Source organism: Bradyrhizobium sp. 63_E2_N1_3 (assembly GCF_052076005.1).
In the GTDB taxonomy this organism is placed as follows: Bacteria; Pseudomonadota; Alphaproteobacteria; order Rhizobiales; family Xanthobacteraceae; genus Bradyrhizobium; species Bradyrhizobium barranii.
On sequence record NZ_CP197235.1, the window covers coordinates 4,142,603 to 4,159,404 of the forward strand.

Genomic DNA, 16,802 nt, shown 5'->3' on the forward strand with positions numbered 1-16,802 from the left:
TCTTTCCGGTGACGGTCTCTGTCCCACAAGGTCAGAGCCTGTCCGGAGGCCCCAGCATCATCATGCCCCCCGGCCGATGCTGGGGCCATTTTTTTTGTGCGAGGCATCGATTGGACGAGACTTGGAGAGTGGTGTTCGCAATTGGTGCGACGGCTATCCACGGGCGATGAAGTGATTGAATGACGCAGCGCGACTTCCGTTTCGGGCCCGCAGCCTCCTGTAACGGGGGGCAGGGCAGGTCGGCTCTGCCAGGGCAGCCAGACGTCCACCTGTTCTGCTATTGCGAGTGCGTCATCGACCTCTATTCCGAGGTAGCGGTGCTCTCGATTTTTGTATGCCCCAACAGGAGCTGCACGGCTCGCAAGTTGCCGGTGCGACGATAGATGAGCGTCGCCTTGGTTCGTCGGAGTGAATGCGTTCCGAACAGGTGAGGGTCCAATCCTATACCGGCCAGCCAGTCCGATCGCAGGCGTGCATACTGCCGTGTCGTCAGGCTGCGGTCCGGCCCTCTGCGGCCCGTGAATAGACGATCTCCTGGCTTCAGAGCGCCAAGGATAACTCCTCAATGACTCGCTCTACGTGCTGTTTAAATCGTGCGGCTGACTTCGCGTCCATAGAACCATCCCGCGGGAACAGGGCCTGCCTTGCAAATGGCAACATACCCGCCTTTGGACCAAGAAGCCTTCCAAATAGCGAGAGCGCGACTGTTCCGCTAATGGCCCGTTTGAGACATGCCGGTCCGATCTGACGAGTCCGCTTATCAGGCTAGAGCGGAAGTCAGCGGCTCGCGGGAAAACCGACAAGATTGACCCAGAACAGACGTCGATTGTTCAGGCAAAGGGACCGTTTGGCTCTTTCAAGGCATCAAATTGCGTCGCTGACCGCACATGGTGGGTGTACAGTAGACCAATCTTCGGCAGCAGATGGGCGCGCTGCGGACTTCTTGAACTCGACCACACTTTGTTGGTCATCAAGCGCGGAACGTTCGGGATCGCGCGTGCTCCGCGTCGGCGGCGTGTTTTCTGCTGCTACTTGAGTGTCCCGATATAGGCGGCGATATCTGACGCTTCATCCCTGCTGAGCTGCATATTAGGCATCTTCGGGTGTGGATCGAGCAAGAAGAACGCTAGCTTGGCGGGGTCGAAATCCGGCCTCGCTGCGATGGACGCGAACGTTGGAGCGTCGGCTCTCGCGCCCTTCTGATCGGCTGCGACAAGATGGCAGCCTGCGCACCATCGTTTGACGAGATTTTCGCCTTGATCAGGGTTAGCCGCGAAGGTCGAAGTCGTGGTGATTGTCGCGCACACCATCAAGACGCAGCGAATTCGATTAGATTGTTCCACACTCAAATAACCTTTCCAGCGTTGGGCATATGCCGACAACGTCTGCCTGATTTCACGACGGGAAATCTGGCCATGATGGAAACTTCACGCAGCTACTGTTGCGGACATTTCCTGCTTGGAGGCTTCCTGGTCCTTCACTCCCGTCGCCTCGATGCACAGCTTGACCGCCTCACCGAGGCTCGCGGCAACGAGGTCGGCTTTCGCGCCTTCCCGCAACAATTCCAGCGCAGCCGGGTCGATTTCCTTGACCCAACAGCCCAGGATAATGGTTGCCTTCGGTAACTTTCGCCTTAGGCGTCGAACGGAGTAACGCATGTGCGCTGGTCCATTGGCATCGAGATAGACCAGGCATACGATCGCAACGCCGGTGGTATCAAGGCGGAAGACATTCGTCGTGGAGAGCGCTTCCGCCCCTTCCACTCGCGCCGCCAGGCCGTGCGTCGTCGAGAGCTGAGCCAGCATGATCGCGGCCGCCTCATCGATGCGACTGCGCCCCGCCACGCAGAGGACGGGATGTTCACCCTGCCATCCCGGCGGGAGGGATTCCTTGCTGAGAATGGGCAACGTTTCATTTGTCGCATTTTCTGCAACGCTTTCCACCGCGGACGATGCTTCCGCGTCGGTGGTTGAATTGCTTTTCGCCGGCGGCCGGTCCTCCTGATCCGAAAGGTCGCTGGCAAATTCGTTCACCGCGTCTCGAATCTTCGTTAGACGTTCCTGGTCAAGCGCGCCGCGCTCGGCATCGGCTTGCGCTAGCTGCAAACCCTTCAAGGCGACTTCATCATAGTACGAGGCCAGCGACCGTTCTTTCAGAAATTCTTCGGCCTTTTCGGCGGCTTCCGTCGGATCACCAGCCAGCATCCGCTGGTAAAATATTTCGGGGGGAGAAAGGGCCGGCCGGTCCCCGAACATGACATCAAGAAATTCCAGACGTTCCACATGACGCCCTAGCACGACAAGGCACACCGTCAGCGGCGTCGCGAGGACGAGCCCGATTGGACCCCATAGTGCAGTCCAGAACGTTGCCGACACGACCACGGCAACTGGAGAAAGCCCTGTGCTGTGGCCGTAAACCATCGGCTCGATGACATGGCCCACGACCGGCTCCACAACTAGGAAAAGCGCGAGCGTCCATAGCAGCATCGACCAGCCGGGATCGATGGCTACTGCCAACGCAAGCGGGAACGCGCCCGCGATGACGGCGCCGATGTAGGGAACGAAGCGGAGAGCTGCCGCCAGGATGCCCCAAAGGATCGCGCTTGGAATCCCGATGAGCCACAGACCTATCCCGATCACCACGCCAAATGCGCCGTTCAAGATGAGCTGAGTCAGGAACAGCCGGCTAAGGCGGCTCGCCGCGTCGTCGAGCGCCGCCGTCGTACGTTGGAGATCGGATGACCCCGCCAATCGAATGAGACGATTACGAAGATCTTCGCGTTGAAGCAGAATGAAGATGACGAAAATAATGATGATGCCGGTTGTCGCGAGAGGATGAACCAGCGGCGAGATCAAAGTCCGCAAGCTTTCCAGCGCGCCAGGATCGGGCTGGCGTACTTCTACCGGAACCGGCGTCAGCGGCGCGGGCGTGTTGAAACCAGCGACAGAGCCTGAGCCACGTGCGGATGGTGCATCCTTTGGCTTATCAAGTTCTTTGCTGAGATCCTTCAGCATGTCGGAGGCGCGTTCCAGCGTGCCCCTGCCGGCTTTTGTGTCCCGGAAGGACTGAATTTTTTCGCTTATCGTCGATTGGTAACGCGGGAGGTCTCCCGCGAGTTGCGTCAGTTGCGTGGCGAGGAGACTCCCCATCGCGAAAATCAGCGTGAAGGCAAGTATAACCACGCTCACGACGGCTAATCCGCGGGGGACATGGATACGCTGCAGTATTCCGACCAGCGGCGCCAGCACGAAGCTGAGTAGAATAGCCAAAGCAACGGGCACGAAGATATCCCGGCCAAAATAGAGCATCGAGATAATGATGACCGCAAGAATTGCAGTAGCTACTGCGCTGAGCAGCGCCAAAAGTTCTTCGGTGGTACGTGCCCTAAATGGCTGTCTCGCTAAAGGCCTCATCTGCTTTCGTCCCAAACCTCGGAGCCTGCTGATGCGCTGATAAGGACACGGCGCATAAAAAAGCCGCTCGGGCATTGCTCCGCGCGGCTTTCTCAGACGGCTGCCGTTTTCCGGTTCCGCCGCTACACATACCAATAGATGAGCAGCGTAATGGTTTCGTGCTGCGAGAAAGATAAAGCCGCGCTCGGCACTGGCCGGTCTCGGGAAGACTTTTGCTGGTGAGCAAATGTCTCCTATTGGCCCATCAGCGAAGTGGCGACACGCCTCACTGAGGTCAGCTTAGTGGGGCGTAGCGGACGAGATTGGCTCACGCTGAGTTCTTCGCCTTTTGACCCGGAGCAGAAGTGTTCGACAGTGACATGGGAACGATCAACGATTCGAGAGGTTGTGTCCGTGTGGCAGGTTCCACATGCCAGGAGGATGTTGTGCGTCAACTCCTTGGAATGATTGCCGCGATGATCTTGATGGCTTCTGGATTTGCGGCCCATGCCGGACAGACCGAGTATGACCCGGCCAAGGTTAGTGACAGCCTGAAGGCAGTCTTCCAATTCGGCTCGGTCTCGACCAAGAAGGCAATGAACGCCAACACGGTCACGCTGCTTACTGGTACGATCGGCGGCACCTATGTGCAGTTCGGTGCAGACCTCGCTTCCGTGCTCGACGACGACGGTAAGCTGCGCGTCCTGCCGATCACCGGTCGAGGCTCGGTGCAGAGCATCGCCGACATCCTCTTTCTTAAAGGCGTCGATCTCGGCATCGTGCGCGCCGACACGCTCGACTATCTCGAGAAGAAGGGCTTCGCCAACAACATCAAGAAGCAGTTCACCTATGTGACCAAGCTCTACAATGAGGAGATGCAGGTCATCGCACCGAAGGCAGTCAAGACTCTAAGCGATCTCGAAGGTAAGACGGTGAGCGTCGACCTGCCCAATGGCGGCACGTTTGTGACTGCACTGACAATTTTCGAGCGGCTCGGGATCAAAGCGAACTTCGTCTATATCGAGCAGCGGATCGCAATGGAAAAGTTGAAGAAGGGCGAGCTCGACGCCGTCATCGTGGTGGGCGGCAAGCCATACGTGTCTGTCACTGCCTTCAAGAATGACGGCTCCTTTCATCTTGCTGCGGTCGACTATTCGAAACCCCTGCAGAGCGATTATCTGCCGGCGACGTTGACCTCGAAAGACTATCCGAACCTGATTCCCGAGGGAGAAACGGTGGAAACGATCGCGGTGCCGGCGGTGCTCGCAGCATACAATTGGGCCCCCAACACTGAACGCCGTCGCAAGCTCGCCTTGTTCGTTGACGCCTTCTTCTCGAAATTCGCCGATTTGCAGAACCCGCCCTTTCATCCCAAGTGGAAGGAGGTCTCCCTGACGGCACCACTCGCGGGCTGGAATCGCCTGCCGCTCGCGCAGCAATGGCTCGACCAACACGGCGTCGAACCGGTAAAGCGACAACACTTTGAGGCATTCCTGCAAGAGAACCCGGCCGTCGCCAATATTCAGTCGGAGGCCGATAAGGAAGCACTATTCCGGCAATTTAAGACCTGGGAACAGGGGAGAAATGCGCAGGCACGGATGGACTCCCAAGTGGACTCCAAGAAGGTTCGAGAGCGGGACCACACCTTCCACTCGGCACTGCAAGCTGCACCTCCACGCCACCCGCCCCGCCGATCGCACCCAAGACGAGCACTCGGTAGCTTGACGGGGCAAGGCTCGGTGAGCGAATGCAGCTATCCGGATTTCTGCAATCGCACGAGCGAGGAAGCCTGGCGGAACCCATTCCTCGGCGCCACTCCGCCCGACGGCGCCAAACAAGGACTCTCAACTTCCGATGATCCGTTTCGGGGCTTCGCTCCGACACAGCCTGTTCTCAGATAACGGAAGCCCTTCGACCACGCGCTGATGTTCGTCAGCGGGCGCCGTATTGCGCGCCTCCTTCAAGACATGCCGCACCGCGAGCGAGGCCGCCCAACTGAGCTTGATCGAACTGTCGGTAACTCTTGATTACAGGCTTGCCACGTGGTCGACAAGAAACCCGCGTCAAACCCAGGAGCGTCGTGACGTTGCCGGAGGTCCGCTGCTAGCCCTAAGTGGACATGCCTTTGTCCGCGCCTGGTGTCCGATTTCGGGGCCTAACCCGGCATCACATGTGAGTACACGGACTAGATTGCGAACGTCGTACCAAGATTAAGGACCATCTTTACCATCCACTGGCCCCTGATCGTAAAGGTCATCGGGTTCGTGTTGGGTAAATCGAAATTAAAAAAGACGCTTCCACTCTTATTGAATGCCACGCCGGACAAGTCATCTGGTGAAAAGGACACGTTTTGCGTGACGTCACCGCGATGCCCCTTAATGTCCTTCAACGAAAATGGGCCGCTGAAGGTGCGCATAAGTTGCGTGTCTAATTGGAAGTCCGTGTCCGCAACACCACTTCCCGAGATTGGTCCGGAGCAACCCAACAGTGCTGCGATGTTAGCTACCCTGCTGCCAATCTTAAACGATATCGATGCGGTGCCCGACGACGTGCGTACCCTCAGCACGTGCGCAGCAATAAACCAGTCGTCCGCCTTTGTGTCTGCTGCCACGGCCGCCTCCCGCTGTAACTGAAACCTCTCGCCAGCGACTGGAGATTAACCGTCCTGATGTCATACCCATGTGAAGAGGTTCACACGACGCAAAACGACATCGGGTGACGCGCCCATTGTGTTGTTCAACAGAAAGGCCGCAGCGGCGAACCACTGCGGCCTGCTGCCGGGTTAAAATTTATAAGTGAAATATGGGTCCAGCCCCGGCGAGATGAAGCCTACAGCGCGGGGCGGGGCGCAATGTCGTCGATGTTACACTGTGGGACAATTAAATGCGTCAGCTTCGCTGACTGAGGTGGGACTCGCCGGGGCTGGCGAAGGCGAGCCCTCAACCCCAAGGCCGCGAAAGCTAAAAGCTCCGGCTGCCTTGACGGACGCAGTAGTCTGCACCTGATCGGCGCAGATGCGAGCGTTAAAACAATATCGAAATTTGGCGGCTCCCTCAACGAAGCCAGCGTCAATTTACCGCTGATGCCCCAGGCCGATACCCAACACGATCGCCTTCTGACGTAGCGCGCCCTCGGTTCGCTTGGTCATCTTGGCGATTTTGACGACCGGCGTGCGAGCCTTGGAGTGCGCCTTCAATTCTTTGATATTTTCCTTCGTCCACTCGCGGCGAACCAGCTTTTTCTTCTTGGCCAAAACGGCGCTCCTTCCATGTTGAAGGCGCGGTCTAACAACATGGCGCAATATACGCAACAAACGCTCTGCGCACTTACGGAGATTTAATGGCCGACAACGAACAGCTAGTTCTATCTATTTCGGCTGACACGCGGGAAAATGCAGAACCAGCAAGACAATCGAAACGGCGACTGAGGCGGTAGACGCCAAGACCACGACATCGAAGACCTTGCCGCTCGTTCTGCTCGGCACTTTGCGCCAGTGCATGGCAGTCTTCTCGCTCAGATTTTCGGCGCAGCACCAGCCCGGTCAAAGACCGGCACTTTTTCTTCGTCGTCAGGTGCTGCAGCAGATGGCGTATCTTCTGCCGCGTGCCGCAACGCTTCGGTTTGAGCGTCCAGGCCATCGACAGTTTCATTCGCCTGACTGCCGGAGTCGTGCGGTTTCGTCGGAACTTGGCTGGCGCCGGAACCAGTAACGGGATCCATTGTGCTCGACCCACGTGGCGTCCGATTTTTCTGTGTCATCGGAACCTCCCTGACGAGTCAATTTTTTCGCTCGCTGCAGGTTCCAGCCAGCAGAGTCCGCTAGCAATCGCGGCTATGCCGACGCCGCCGGTTGAAGATCTACTGGCCGCGGGATGGCAAATTGGCGCGGATCGCGATGCGCGCAACGCGGAGGTGGATCTACTGCACATGATGGAAGTCCAGCGGCGCCGCCCAGCCAGCGATGGCCGGCATTACATAGGCGGCCATCGGTGCTGACGACGGTGACCGCGGATGGCGTGACGCGGCGCGCGGTGCATCGTTGGCGGGAGGATCGGGCGGGGAAGCCGGTGAGGCCGCAAGGAGAGGCGCGGAGGAGGGCGGCGTGAGGTGGATGACGCGAGCCCGTTTGCTAGCGCCGCGGCCGCACGGACCCTGTCGTTTTGGACAGGTGCGGCCCGTCCCGATGTGGGCGCATGATCGCGGCTAAAGGACGGAGGACCGCGGCTATGCGATGTTACTACTTCCCGATTTTCCACAACGGAGAGACACAGGCGGACGATGTGGGGGAGCTATTTCGCTCTGCTGAACTAGCTGTCCAATACGGCGCACGTGTCGCCCGGGATATCGCCAGCGATCCCAATTGCGACCGTGGTGCGGGCACGGTCGTAATCGTGTTTGACGACTCCGGCACCGAGATCGGGCGGCGGGAGTTGAGGGGCGGGCGGAAGCGATGGAAGTGGAGGTGGTTAACGAAATCTCACCACTTTCTTGTGATCCTCTGGACTCTGAAGGGGAATTCCATGGCTGAAACCTCGATCGAATGGACTGACGCGACGTGGAATCCTGTCGCCGGTTGCGCAATCCTCTCGCCCGGCTGCACTAACTGCTACGCCATGCGGATGGCTGCGCGCCTCGACGCCATGGGCGTTGCGAAGTATAAAGGGCTGACGCGAAAAAGCGGCGGTCGAGCGAAGTGGACCGGTAAGCTTTATCTCGATCGGAAGGCGCTAGACGCCCCGAAGCGCTGGAGTAAGCCACTCCAGATTTTCGTGAATTCAATGTCCGACCTATTCCACGAAGACGTGCCGGCGGATTTCGTTACCGAAGTGTGGTCGACGATGGCGGCGACACCACAGCATACATACCAGATCCTCACAAAACGGCCGGATCACATGGCTAAGATCACCTCAGGTCTGCCGTTGTTGCGCAACGTTTGGCTCGGCACTAGCGTGGAAAGCGCGGATTATCTCGGCAGAATCGATGAACTGCGTGCGGTACGCGCGGCGGTGCGGTTCATTTCGTTTGAGCCCCTGCTCGGGTCTGTCGCCGCCGCCAACCTCAAGAAAATTCACTGGGCAATTGTAGGCGGCGAGAGTGGTCCGAAGGCTCGGCCGATGGACGCTGAGTGGGTTCGCGAAATCGAGTCCGCCTGTCGCCGCTACGGCACCGCATTTTTCTTCAAACAGTGGGGCGGCAAGAACAAGAAGGCCACTGGACGCATGCTGAACGGCCGCACCTACGACGAAATGCCAGCCCTAAGTATGTGATTGCCCACGTTCTTCGCCAATTTGATGGCTGCGGGGTTCTGACTGGAGATACAGAAGAACAGAGAAAAACGCTGTGGCCGCTCGTGCAGTGGTAATGGCAGAGGGTCAAGGACCGCTCCGAAGATGGTCTCTAGCCGCTTCTTAGCATAGGCCTCTAGGGCGACCAGATCGGCGTCGCGTCTTCGGGATACTCCGTCATCGCCGCCAAAAAGGTCGGACGTTGTGTTTGCAGAGTAAAGCTCGCGCTCCCATTCGTCCGTTCCGAGCATACGTGTTAGAGCAGCTCTCTTGTCATCATCCAAGTCGGCGTGGTCGCGCGTCGCCTGACGGTAGAAGCCTGCTAGCGAAAACAAGTACCACACATCTATCGCCTGGGTCCTCGCAATAGCAACCAAGGTCGACCAGTCAACCTCCATCCCATAAGGATCAAGAAACAGAACTGCACGCGTAGATCTCCAGCTGTTTGACGCGAGCAGAGACTTCAGTCCTTCGTTAGCATCATTTTTTACGACCGCGATGCGTCTGTCGGGGTGTCGTGCTCGCAAGTCTTCGAGTGCTTGAGCATAAGAAGGCTTGTTCTCGATGAACACCAGAAAATCGAAGCGAGGCGCCACATCGATTGCGATTTTAGCGGAGCCGCGGCGTCGCTCTATCCGCTCAGGTTCGCCAGCGTCAATCAGGTTGGCTGGAATAGCCTCATGGCGGATTGTTCGATAGCCGGTACCTGCGAAGGCGTCGATATACCAGAGCTGAGGGAACTTGTTGCGTAGAGCAGTCGTAAAGAAGTGAAGATATTTTTCGACTATCGACAGCTTTAGCTCTGTGTGTTGGTCGCCGAATTCGTGATCTGTCATCGTCCCCCCGACGTAAACCAAGGTATCGCGTTCAGTCCTCGTAGCGCTGTTCAGTGCGGCGGAGTACGCTAGCCCCGCTCCTCAACTCTAAGCTCAGAATGTTCATGTCTGGCTGGATTGAAAAAACCTTTGATTGATCATACCAGCGCCAGCGAAACCATAGCGTCTTCCCGTCAACGGTCTTTTCCCAGTCGGTTATCTGAGAAGGCTTGCCGTCACCGAGTTGGATAAAACCATGATGCTTGAGGACGGCTTCGACAGCACTGACATTGCACTGATTTGCCGCGATGATCATCGCGGATGCGATCTCGTCAAACATGGCGCCGATCGTCAATGCCAAATTACCTCCTTTGCGACAGGCTTACGAGCGCGTTCTCGGTCTTGCGCCCCTATAAAACCGGACAATTCTGGTCGCCGCCTCGCTAGACTTTTCCTTTGGCTTTTCTGGCGGCCGTTCTGGCCTTCTGAGCATCAACGAGTGGGCCAGGATCTTGGTTCATCGGATTGATGACGCTGGAGAGACGCATAGACACGTGGAACAGGTCGTCGCGCCAATCCTTGAGTGTTTCGGCAAAGCCGCTGTGTAAGGTTTCGGCGAGGTCATGCGAGATGGGTTTGTCCACCTCCATGGTGCGGTTATCGCCACCCTTTGCTCTAGTCATAACCAGCACGACATCAGCTGCGATACCCGCTGGCAGGAGACCTAGATTCTCGATGTTTGCTTTGTAAACCGGGGCATCGAAGGTCGAGAATGCAATCGACTTTGCGACGGGAGGGGAGCCTCTCTTGGCCATCTCCTTTGAAACCATCGCAAACATTGTATTTGAAAGCCATAGTTCGTGTATCTGATAGTGGACAGCGTACACCTCAGCCCATAAGGCATTCGCAAGATAGTTTAGCTTCTTTTCCGCCTCTTCTAATTGTCTGATCCGGTCGAGTTCGACCTGATGAAGCCGCGCCTCGCGGTCAAGCTCGGATTGGTTGCGCTGCGATTTAATTAGATTACTGAATCCCCGGCGCGCCTGTTGTCCAACGATCGTCAGACCAATGATTGCGCCGCATAGCGTCGCGGTGCCGGGGTCAAGTTTCCAGTTCGCTTGCGTGTAGGCCCAAACGATATTTATGGCGAAGATTCCCAGTGTCGCCGCGAGCGCGACGCGAAGCTCAACGGGAAGCCGGAGTAATCTACGAGGTAACCACACAGAATCGCTCATTAAGAAATTTGCCAATGTCAGCTTCTACTTCGTCACCCGAATATCTCCGCACTCCCCTCGATCGGCCGCTCGCCATCAAAATCTGTCTGAGCGAGTAGGGCGCCGATACCAAACAGCACCATGCCGCCAATCCAAATGAGACAGGTTGCCGTCAAATATGCCGACGTTCCGACGCCGATATTGCCGGTGAGCCCGAACAGCGTGCCGGCGTTGAACAGCAGTCCAATGCAGCCCCAGAGCCAAAACAGCACGGCAAGAAGTCCCTTTGACACGCCGTGGTGGCCCCTGAGTCGGAATGTGCGTTCCCACGATTGCTTTTTCTGAACCACAGCATCAAGCGAGCCCCCCAGACCCGCCGCCACCATAAGGCGAGCCAATCGCGGAGGGCAACTAGTCTTTGGAGTGGACGGCTCCATCCAGCCGCCATCTTTGCCGCGCCGAATTCGGTTCATGCCCGATTCGATTGACTGGACCGACGACACCCCACGCCGCCTATCCGTAAAATCCCACGATAAAGCGGATGGCAAAGAACGCCCCAGCGGCGACGGTCGCTGTCGCGCCGATCGCAAGCATCACCCTCAAGCTCTCGTCCATGGTACCTCGCATACAGGACGGCCCCCGCGGGGGCAACGCGGAGGCCGCTGTTGAGGCGCCTCAGGCCGGGGAAACCTGAAGCTAGAGAGAAATCTCTGGCCCGCAGGATGGTTCCTGTGCCTTTGACGGCGAAATGCGAATCAGCTCTCGGCGTTAGGGTATCTTGACGCGCAAGGCAGCGAGGCCCGCTGGCGTGATTCGGTACGTCCCTGCCGTGCTCCCACGCTCAATCCAGACCTTGGACAGCATATTTACGATGGTGCGCTGGCCGGTGGGCTCGAGGGCTCTCAGCGTCAGCTCGCGACCCGCCCGCAGTTTTTGCAATGCATCTCGCTCCGAGCTGGTCGGCAGATGGCTGGCACGCGCTGGCATCTATTTCTTGGCCTTCAGTCCGAGTCGCCCGTGGGTTAGAGCGGCATATCATTGATCGGCTCACGCGGCTTGCTCTTGCATAACGCGTACGGCTAAACGCGCGATCGCCTAAGGTCAAAGCGAGTAGGTGGTAATCACTGGAAGCTTGCCGGTTTGGGCTTGCCGCTTCGCATTCTCTAGCGCTTTCAGCCGCTCGGAGGGTGACCGCCCCTCCAGCCATCTGGAAGTGATGACGGTCCCAGAGACTACATAATCGCCGCATGCAGCGCAGTGAAAACCATCGCCGTCATGAGTTTTCGGCAGCGGCTCAGCAGGTTTCGCGCAGACTGCGCAACGCATCGCTTCACTCCAGTTTTAGGTTGGCGAGACCAGGGCGCGCTAGAATCGGCGGGACCATTCGTCCAGCAGTCTTTCGATCTTGATTAATAGCGCCATTTCAGCCGCGCCAGCCTCGATCTTTTTCTTCGAACGTCGGAGAAACACCGTTAGATCATCAGCAAAGTCAAAGGGTCTACGTGGTGATGTGGATTTGGCCAACTTCCAATAGGGGATGGCCGCGCCCGGGCGGTGTGCCCGCGATCTGTCAAATATCAGGGACGGCGGCCCCGCCTTCTCGCGCCGCCGCTTCTTGAGATCGTCAATCAGTTGAAGGATCGGTCGTTCGTGATTGATGCGCGACATGACTCTTATTGGTGAAGCGGTGTGGATCTTAGTTTGCTCAACGCTTCTTATGTAGCGCGATTTCCACCAGCCGCCGTATCGCCTCTGGTCGACCCGGAAGGTCATCTTGCTTGCGGCGCCAGTCGTATAGTTCTTTGGCCATGTCGGGCTGGATACGAACCATAACCGGGTCCCCGGTCACGCTAGGACGCTTTTGTGAGGAAATAATACCAATGACTAATCTCAGCGATGCCGCCACCATCAAAATTGACCTCTCCACGCCTTTTTGCGCCCAAACCTATTACGTCCATCTCCGAGCCGAGGGTTGCGATCCCATTATTGGTGCGGGCGACTGGGCCGCGCGCCACGACCCGAAGGGTACGCTGCGGCTAGAGCACGCCCGGGCGGACGACGAGATCATCCTGCTCGGCGCCCGCCGGTAGCTATCCTGCGCAACGAACCGAGTCCGCCTCCCCGAGGGGGCGGGCTACCGCTTTCCCAAGAGTCTTTCATTTAGTCACACGGGAACCGTGATTTCGATTGTCCCTTTTGAGAAGGGCGCGCTAAGCGTGTCCCAGCAGGGGACGTCACATGTCAGACAGGGCCCGCGAGTTTATCGATTTCTGGGTAGAGAACAGCATACATGCTGTCGAACAGGACCATACTGCGGGCGCGTCGCAGGATGTGCCGGAACTCTCGCGACGTCTCATCGAGGCTGCCAAGGGGCAGGGCATTCCGGAGGCCGACTTGCGGGCTGCGATTGGCGACATCGCCGCCTATATCGAAGAGCTTCTGAGGACGGCCAATAGGGCTGAAAACGAGCGACGTCAGCCTATGTAGGCTCTGTCCAACCCGTGGACATCGCCGGGCTCTAGATTGAGTTCTTCGAACATTCGCTGCTGGTTGGGCGTCAACGCGACTCTCAATACTTCCGCTGTCGACCCTTCCGGGGCGGCGGCGAGGACCAATGTCACCGCCTGGCTCGGCTTTGCTACCGCAATCCAGATCTGGGTTTTCGTGTCGTCGCCTGTCACTTGAACGACGGTGAAGGAGTTGCCGAACGACTCTGCCATGACAGGCAATCCGGCGGCGAGCGCGTTGTTTCTAATCTGAAGCGCCTTGATCTCGTTTTGCCCGTTTCCCTACGTGCATATTCTCCAGCGCGATCGGCGGTTGTAGGCCTTGCGATGTGAGCCGTTTCGGCCTGCCGAGCGCGCCTGAGGTAGATCTCCCGCTGAGGGCCGGGCGGCAACTGTGCTGCGGCCTCCTTGAAGCGCGCAGCCTCCTCAGCCAATCTCTCTTCAATGTTTTCGTATGCTTGGTTCGGTTGCGACGCTTGATCATGCGCTGCACCTTTCCCTTCGAGGAAGGCGGGAGCGCATTGTCGCGTTCTCATCACCGATGTCTGCCAGAATGCCGCGCGGTGATGGCATCTAAACTAACCAGGGTCGTGGTTGGTTTCTATATCCTGCGTTAACTCATTGATTTATTTTGAGAACTACTCAATTGTGCTAACCACTCATTTTATTGGAAACACAACATTACCGCGCCACCACGGCGCCCTGGCCTGTTCCTACGGGCTTTCTACTTCCCGCCGTTCATGGCGTCGGAGATCTGCCCAGCGATAAGATCCGCTGCCCGCTTGGCAGGATCGATCGCAACGTGCGAATAGCGCGCGGTGGTGGCGGCCTGAGTGTGTCCCAGCAGGCGGCCGATGATTGGTAGTCCGAGACCGGAGCCCGCGCCAATGGCGCCAAATGAATGCCTCAGGTCGTGTATGTGGACGTCCTCGATGCCGGCGTGCTTGCGGATCGCGCGCCATGGCCGGTTGAGATCGTGGCGTGGACGCTCGTCTTTCTGGCCGGCAGACTCGGAGGCAACCACATAGGCGCCAATCCGAGGCAGGGTATCTAATATGGCTATTGCGGGCGCGGACAGCACAACAGTCTTTCGCCCGGTTTTGCTGGTGGGCAAGAAGAGCAGCCCGCGACCTGCGTCATACTCGGACCAGCGGACGTGCAGGATTTCCCGTAGTCGACAGCCTGTGAAGAGCAATAGGCGGATTGCCGCTGCCGCATGCTGATCAATCTTGGTGAAACGGTTTTCCGTCTTCCGGGCGTGCTTCGACTGCTTGGTCTCGTCGACAACATGGGGGAGGCCAGTCGTTTCGGCTTCTCGGAGCGTATCACCCAAGCGTTGCAGTTCTTCCTCCGTGAGGTACCGTTCTCGCGGTTGCTCGTCGAACATCTCGATGCCTGCGGCGGGGTTTTTGATCGTCTCCGGAATGCTGCCGTGCTCGATCGCGTGGTTATAGGCGGCCTTGAGCGCGACAATCGCCCGGTTTGCCGTTACTGGCTGCGTCTTACCGATCGCTCGGTGAAGGTTGGCGACGTCGGCCTTGGCAATCGTTGTCGACTTTTTGTGTCCAATTGCCGGCCGGATGTGCTTGTCGAAATAGATCTTCAGCAGGTCGGTGCTAGACGCCTTGAGATGCGGCGTGGCGTGCTCTCTGATATACGCATCGAGAATATCGTTGACGGTATCCGCGCGGCGGGCCTTGGCGCGCTCGGCCGCCGGATCGCCTCCCAGCTTGACTTCCGCGAGTAGCCTCTCCGCGGCCTCGCGGGCCTTCTCTGGGGATAGGGTAGACGGCGTTCCGATGACCATGCGGCGCTTTTGAACGCCCCTGCCGCCCTCACCAGGGCGATACTCGACGATCCAGGACTGGGCGCCCGTGGGCATCGCCTTGATGCCAAACCCTTTAAGGTCAGAATCGTAAAAAATGGTTGGCTTGCTGACGGCCGGCAGGCTTGAGACCGATCGGCGGCCCAGCTTCAATATCGGCATCGCTTTCTCCCATGAGTAGCCACCGAGTAGCCACGGGATTATCTATTCAGCGGAACCGATTGGAAAGCAATGGAAATGAGAATCCAGATTTTTTGTACATATTTCAAGCAGTTATATATATGACGGAAGCCTGCGGCATCAATTGGAAATTAGTCAGATCAGTCTGGGAGACTAGGGGTCGGAGGTTCAAATCCTCTCGCTCCGACCAATATTTAGCCGAAACCGTAAGCAATAGTGGGGCTGGAGCTGCGGGTTTCAGCCCGGTTGCGAACCCGGGCAGGCCAGCAGCGGCACCGCCGAAACGCTCAACGAGGCGAGGGCCGACTTCGAGGCGGCCGGGAACAAGCTGCTCCCCACGCGCTCGGAGGCGCACTTCGAGATCTGGCGCCAGTCGCGGGACTTCCACGCCTGGAAGGACCGGATGCTCCCCGAGCGGCTGCCGTTGCCGACGCAGCGCTCCAGCGGTCAGTCGCACTGCTTCTGCGGCGAGGTCATCACCAACGCCGGCATCGAGCGGCATATCTGGGCGACGCACCGAGGTATCGGTGATCCGACACAGGCAAGATGACGAGATGCCTTGGTCCCGCGAGTTCGAGCAGCCCATTTCTCTGCCCGGCCGGAAGCCCATCACGACCTTCGAAGAGGCCGCAACGTTCATCCAGCGTCTTCCCAAGGCCGAACAGTCCAAGTCTCACTGGCAGGCCGCCGTTGAGGCCCTGATCATGGCCGCGGAGAGCAAGGAAGGCCCAACAATGCTGGCGCGCATCGGCGTCATGCGCGCCTTGAACCAAGGCGTCGATCCGCTCGCAAGGGTGAGGCTGGCGAAAGCCTACCGCCTGATTCGCTGGCGAAGGTTGGAGGGCCTAACCTACATCTGCCAGACGGTCGCCTCCTCGTGAGTCCACGCGGCGTACAGCGCTCGGATCGCCTTCAGGCGGTCGTGGTAGCCGGGCGGTTGACCGGCCTTGACGTAGCGGGCCTGAATTCGGAGAGGCCAGCCGGCGATGAAGGCGTCCAGCCGCTGCGCCACCACCCACGCGACCCCGGCGACGACAATAATGACGATGGCGTAGACGATTATCCCATGCAACATTCCAAACTCTTCAATCAAAAGAATGCAACTAATGAGAGTAGGGCGGCGCTGTCTATCGGTATTTGTACGGACCACATTCAGCCGCGTGGCTGATCAGATGTGATTCAGAACGTCGGCTCTCGGTTCTTCAGGTCGCGGTACGCTTTGCGGGCCGCCTCCTGCACCTCCCGCATTTGCTTGCGCAGGTCAGCGATGATCTCGGACCGGCTCTTGGCGTCCTGGGTCTTATCTTGACGGGCGGCCTGTTCGAGCGCGCGAAGCCCCTTGATCTGCTTGTCGGCGTTCCGGAAGATGGTCTCGGCGTCAGAGCCGACTGTGCCCTTTCGCTTGCCCTGATGGACGCCGTAGCGGTTGACGCCATCCTCGATGGTCGCAGCTGCATCGTCGCTGGCGGCCGGGGCCTTCGTCGCCTTGCGAACTTGTCCCATGCCGACCGCGCGGCATTCGCGTGGCTTCACGTGCGGTTGGCGCCATCGCTGACCTATCCTGCCCATCGGGTCATCGCAAAT

General features: G+C 58.3%; 18 protein-coding genes and 3 pseudogenes. 6 read left to right on the plus strand and 15 right to left on the minus strand.

Annotation, left to right across the window (positions count from 1 at the left end; genetic code table 11):
• Positions 1-260: 260 nt before the first annotated feature.
• The 3 genes and pseudogenes from AB7531_RS19665 to AB7531_RS19675 form a co-directional block, all read right to left on the minus strand.
• Positions 261-541 (minus strand): annotated as a pseudogene (locus AB7531_RS19665) (tyrosine-type recombinase/integrase); the annotation flags it as partial.
• A 487-nt stretch (positions 542-1,028) separates the two neighbouring features.
• Positions 1,029-1,310 (minus strand): c-type cytochrome, encoded by a 282-nt coding sequence (locus AB7531_RS19670; RefSeq protein WP_063982906.1) that lies wholly within the window; start codon positions 1,308-1,310, stop codon positions 1,029-1,031.
• A gap of 117 nt (positions 1,311-1,427) precedes the next feature.
• A complete protein-coding gene (locus AB7531_RS19675; RefSeq protein ID WP_441280041.1) occupies positions 1,428-3,413 on the minus strand; it encodes an AI-2E family transporter in 1,986 nt (661 codons plus the stop codon).
• A gap of 443 nt (positions 3,414-3,856) precedes the next feature.
• On the opposite strand from AB7531_RS19675, the pseudogene AB7531_RS19680 reads away from it, so the two are divergent.
• Positions 3,857-4,966: pseudogene (locus AB7531_RS19680) on the plus strand (TAXI family TRAP transporter solute-binding subunit); the annotation flags it as partial.
• Positions 4,967-5,577: 611 nt separating this feature from the next.
• Here the strand turns inward: AB7531_RS19680 and AB7531_RS19685 are convergent.
• The 3 genes from AB7531_RS19685 to AB7531_RS19695 form a co-directional block, all read right to left on the minus strand.
• Complete coding sequence (locus AB7531_RS19685) at positions 5,578-6,003, minus strand: hypothetical protein (RefSeq protein ID WP_063982908.1); 426 nt, start codon at positions 6,001-6,003, stop codon at positions 5,578-5,580.
• 462 nt (positions 6,004-6,465) lie between these two features.
• Positions 6,466-6,645 carry a hypothetical protein gene (locus AB7531_RS19690; RefSeq protein ID WP_038960078.1) on the minus strand — a complete coding sequence of 60 codons (180 nt, stop codon included), beginning with the start codon at positions 6,643-6,645 and terminating at the stop codon, positions 6,466-6,468.
• 260 nt (positions 6,646-6,905) lie between these two features.
• Entirely contained in the window at positions 6,906-7,151 is a 246-nt protein-coding gene (locus AB7531_RS19695) for a hypothetical protein (RefSeq protein ID WP_135217284.1), read from the minus strand.
• 467 nt (positions 7,152-7,618) lie between these two features.
• On the opposite strand from AB7531_RS19695, the pseudogene AB7531_RS19700 reads away from it, so the two are divergent.
• A pseudogene (locus tag AB7531_RS19700) lies at positions 7,619-7,801 on the plus strand (DUF6894 family protein); the annotation flags it as partial.
• Positions 7,802-7,912: 111 nt separating this feature from the next.
• The gene (locus AB7531_RS19705; protein ID WP_441280295.1) at positions 7,913-8,659 is read left to right on the plus strand and encodes a DUF5131 family protein; all 747 of its coding nucleotides are present in this window, start codon (positions 7,913-7,915) and stop codon (positions 8,657-8,659) included.
• On the opposite strand, the gene tcmP is transcribed toward AB7531_RS19705, so the two are convergent.
• The 5 genes from tcmP to AB7531_RS19730 all read right to left on the minus strand — a co-directional run bounded on the left by tcmP (position 8,629) and on the right by AB7531_RS19730 (position 12,374).
• Complete coding sequence (tcmP, locus tag AB7531_RS19710; protein ID WP_063982910.1) at positions 8,629-9,513, minus strand: three-Cys-motif partner protein TcmP; 885 nt, start codon at positions 9,511-9,513, stop codon at positions 8,629-8,631. The two genes, AB7531_RS19705 and tcmP, sit on opposite strands and share 31 nt — an antisense overlap.
• Positions 9,514-9,544: 31 nt before the next feature.
• On the minus strand, positions 9,545-9,853 hold the full coding sequence (locus tag AB7531_RS19715; RefSeq protein WP_187387682.1) for a hypothetical protein: 309 nt from the start codon (positions 9,851-9,853) through the stop codon (positions 9,545-9,547).
• An 82-nt stretch (positions 9,854-9,935) separates the two neighbouring features.
• The gene (locus AB7531_RS19720) at positions 9,936-10,727 is read right to left on the minus strand and encodes a hypothetical protein (protein WP_063982912.1); all 792 of its coding nucleotides are present in this window, start codon (positions 10,725-10,727) and stop codon (positions 9,936-9,938) included.
• 32 nt (positions 10,728-10,759) lie between these two features.
• Positions 10,760-10,978 carry a hypothetical protein gene (locus AB7531_RS19725; RefSeq protein ID WP_187387683.1) on the minus strand — a complete coding sequence of 73 codons (219 nt, stop codon included), beginning with the start codon at positions 10,976-10,978 and terminating at the stop codon, positions 10,760-10,762.
• A gap of 1,093 nt (positions 10,979-12,071) precedes the next feature.
• Positions 12,072-12,374, minus strand: coding sequence for a hypothetical protein (locus AB7531_RS19730; RefSeq protein ID WP_187387684.1), 303 nt, complete (start codon positions 12,372-12,374; stop codon positions 12,072-12,074).
• A 212-nt stretch (positions 12,375-12,586) separates the two neighbouring features.
• Here AB7531_RS19730 and AB7531_RS19735 point away from each other — a divergent pair, with 212 nt between their 5' ends.
• Both AB7531_RS19735 and AB7531_RS19740 read left to right on the plus strand, forming a co-directional pair.
• The gene (locus tag AB7531_RS19735) at positions 12,587-12,796 is read left to right on the plus strand and encodes a hypothetical protein (protein ID WP_038958498.1); all 210 of its coding nucleotides are present in this window, start codon (positions 12,587-12,589) and stop codon (positions 12,794-12,796) included.
• A gap of 148 nt (positions 12,797-12,944) precedes the next feature.
• A complete protein-coding gene (locus AB7531_RS19740; protein ID WP_063982915.1) occupies positions 12,945-13,193 on the plus strand; it encodes a DUF768 domain-containing protein in 249 nt (82 codons plus the stop codon).
• Here AB7531_RS19740 and AB7531_RS19745 read toward each other — a convergent pair.
• The gene (locus AB7531_RS19745; protein WP_063982916.1) at positions 13,181-13,426 is read right to left on the minus strand and encodes a hypothetical protein; all 246 of its coding nucleotides are present in this window, start codon (positions 13,424-13,426) and stop codon (positions 13,181-13,183) included. The genes AB7531_RS19740 and AB7531_RS19745 overlap by 13 nt on opposite strands.
• A 511-nt stretch (positions 13,427-13,937) precedes the next feature.
• On the minus strand, positions 13,938-15,200 hold the full coding sequence (locus AB7531_RS19750; RefSeq protein ID WP_441280042.1) for a tyrosine-type recombinase/integrase: 1,263 nt from the start codon (positions 15,198-15,200) through the stop codon (positions 13,938-13,940).
• Positions 15,201-15,772: 572 nt separating this feature from the next.
• Between AB7531_RS19750 and AB7531_RS19755 the strand changes: the two genes are divergently transcribed.
• Entirely contained in the window at positions 15,773-16,099 is a 327-nt protein-coding gene (locus tag AB7531_RS19755; protein WP_063982917.1) for a hypothetical protein, read from the plus strand.
• Here the strand turns inward: AB7531_RS19755 and AB7531_RS19760 are convergent.
• Together AB7531_RS19760 and AB7531_RS19765 are read right to left on the minus strand one after the other, a co-directional pair.
• Positions 16,069-16,293, minus strand: coding sequence for a hypothetical protein (locus tag AB7531_RS19760; protein WP_063982918.1), 225 nt, complete (start codon positions 16,291-16,293; stop codon positions 16,069-16,071). The two genes, AB7531_RS19755 and AB7531_RS19760, sit on opposite strands and share 31 nt — an antisense overlap.
• A gap of 104 nt (positions 16,294-16,397) precedes the next feature.
• Complete coding sequence (locus AB7531_RS19765) at positions 16,398-16,721, minus strand: hypothetical protein (RefSeq protein ID WP_187387685.1); 324 nt, start codon at positions 16,719-16,721, stop codon at positions 16,398-16,400.
• Positions 16,722-16,802 lie beyond the last annotated feature (81 nt).

What these genes read in the sequence shown, in the direction of transcription:
- AB7531_RS19670 (WP_063982906.1), bottom strand. Translation starts at nt 1,310, where the DNA reads ATGGTGTGCGCGACAATCACCACGACTTCGACCTTCGCGGCTAACCCT.
- AB7531_RS19675 (WP_441280041.1), bottom strand. Translation starts at nt 3,413, where the DNA reads ATGAGGCCTTTAGCGAGACAGCCATTTAGGGCACGTACCACCGAAGAA.
- AB7531_RS19695 (WP_135217284.1), bottom strand. Translation starts at nt 7,151, where the DNA reads ATGACACAGAAAAATCGGACGCCACGTGGGTCGAGCACAATGGATCCC.
- AB7531_RS19705 (WP_441280295.1), top strand. Translation starts at nt 7,913, where the DNA reads ATGGCTGAAACCTCGATCGAATGGACTGACGCGACGTGGAATCCTGTC.
- tcmP (WP_063982910.1), bottom strand. Translation starts at nt 9,513, where the DNA reads ATGACAGATCACGAATTCGGCGACCAACACACAGAGCTAAAGCTGTCG.
- AB7531_RS19720 (WP_063982912.1), bottom strand. Translation starts at nt 10,727, where the DNA reads ATGAGCGATTCTGTGTGGTTACCTCGTAGATTACTCCGGCTTCCCGTT.
- AB7531_RS19730 (WP_187387684.1), bottom strand. Translation starts at nt 12,374, where the DNA reads ATGTCGCGCATCAATCACGAACGACCGATCCTTCAACTGATTGACGAT.
- AB7531_RS19735 (WP_038958498.1), top strand. Translation starts at nt 12,587, where the DNA reads ATGACTAATCTCAGCGATGCCGCCACCATCAAAATTGACCTCTCCACG.
- AB7531_RS19740 (WP_063982915.1), top strand. Translation starts at nt 12,945, where the DNA reads ATGTCAGACAGGGCCCGCGAGTTTATCGATTTCTGGGTAGAGAACAGC.
- AB7531_RS19745 (WP_063982916.1), bottom strand. Translation starts at nt 13,426, where the DNA reads ATGGCAGAGTCGTTCGGCAACTCCTTCACCGTCGTTCAAGTGACAGGC.
- AB7531_RS19750 (WP_441280042.1), bottom strand. Translation starts at nt 15,200, where the DNA reads ATGCCGATATTGAAGCTGGGCCGCCGATCGGTCTCAAGCCTGCCGGCC.
- AB7531_RS19755 (WP_063982917.1), top strand. Translation starts at nt 15,773, where the DNA reads ATGCCTTGGTCCCGCGAGTTCGAGCAGCCCATTTCTCTGCCCGGCCGG.
- AB7531_RS19760 (WP_063982918.1), bottom strand. Translation starts at nt 16,293, where the DNA reads ATGTTGCATGGGATAATCGTCTACGCCATCGTCATTATTGTCGTCGCC.
- AB7531_RS19765 (WP_187387685.1), bottom strand. Translation starts at nt 16,721, where the DNA reads ATGGGACAAGTTCGCAAGGCGACGAAGGCCCCGGCCGCCAGCGACGAT.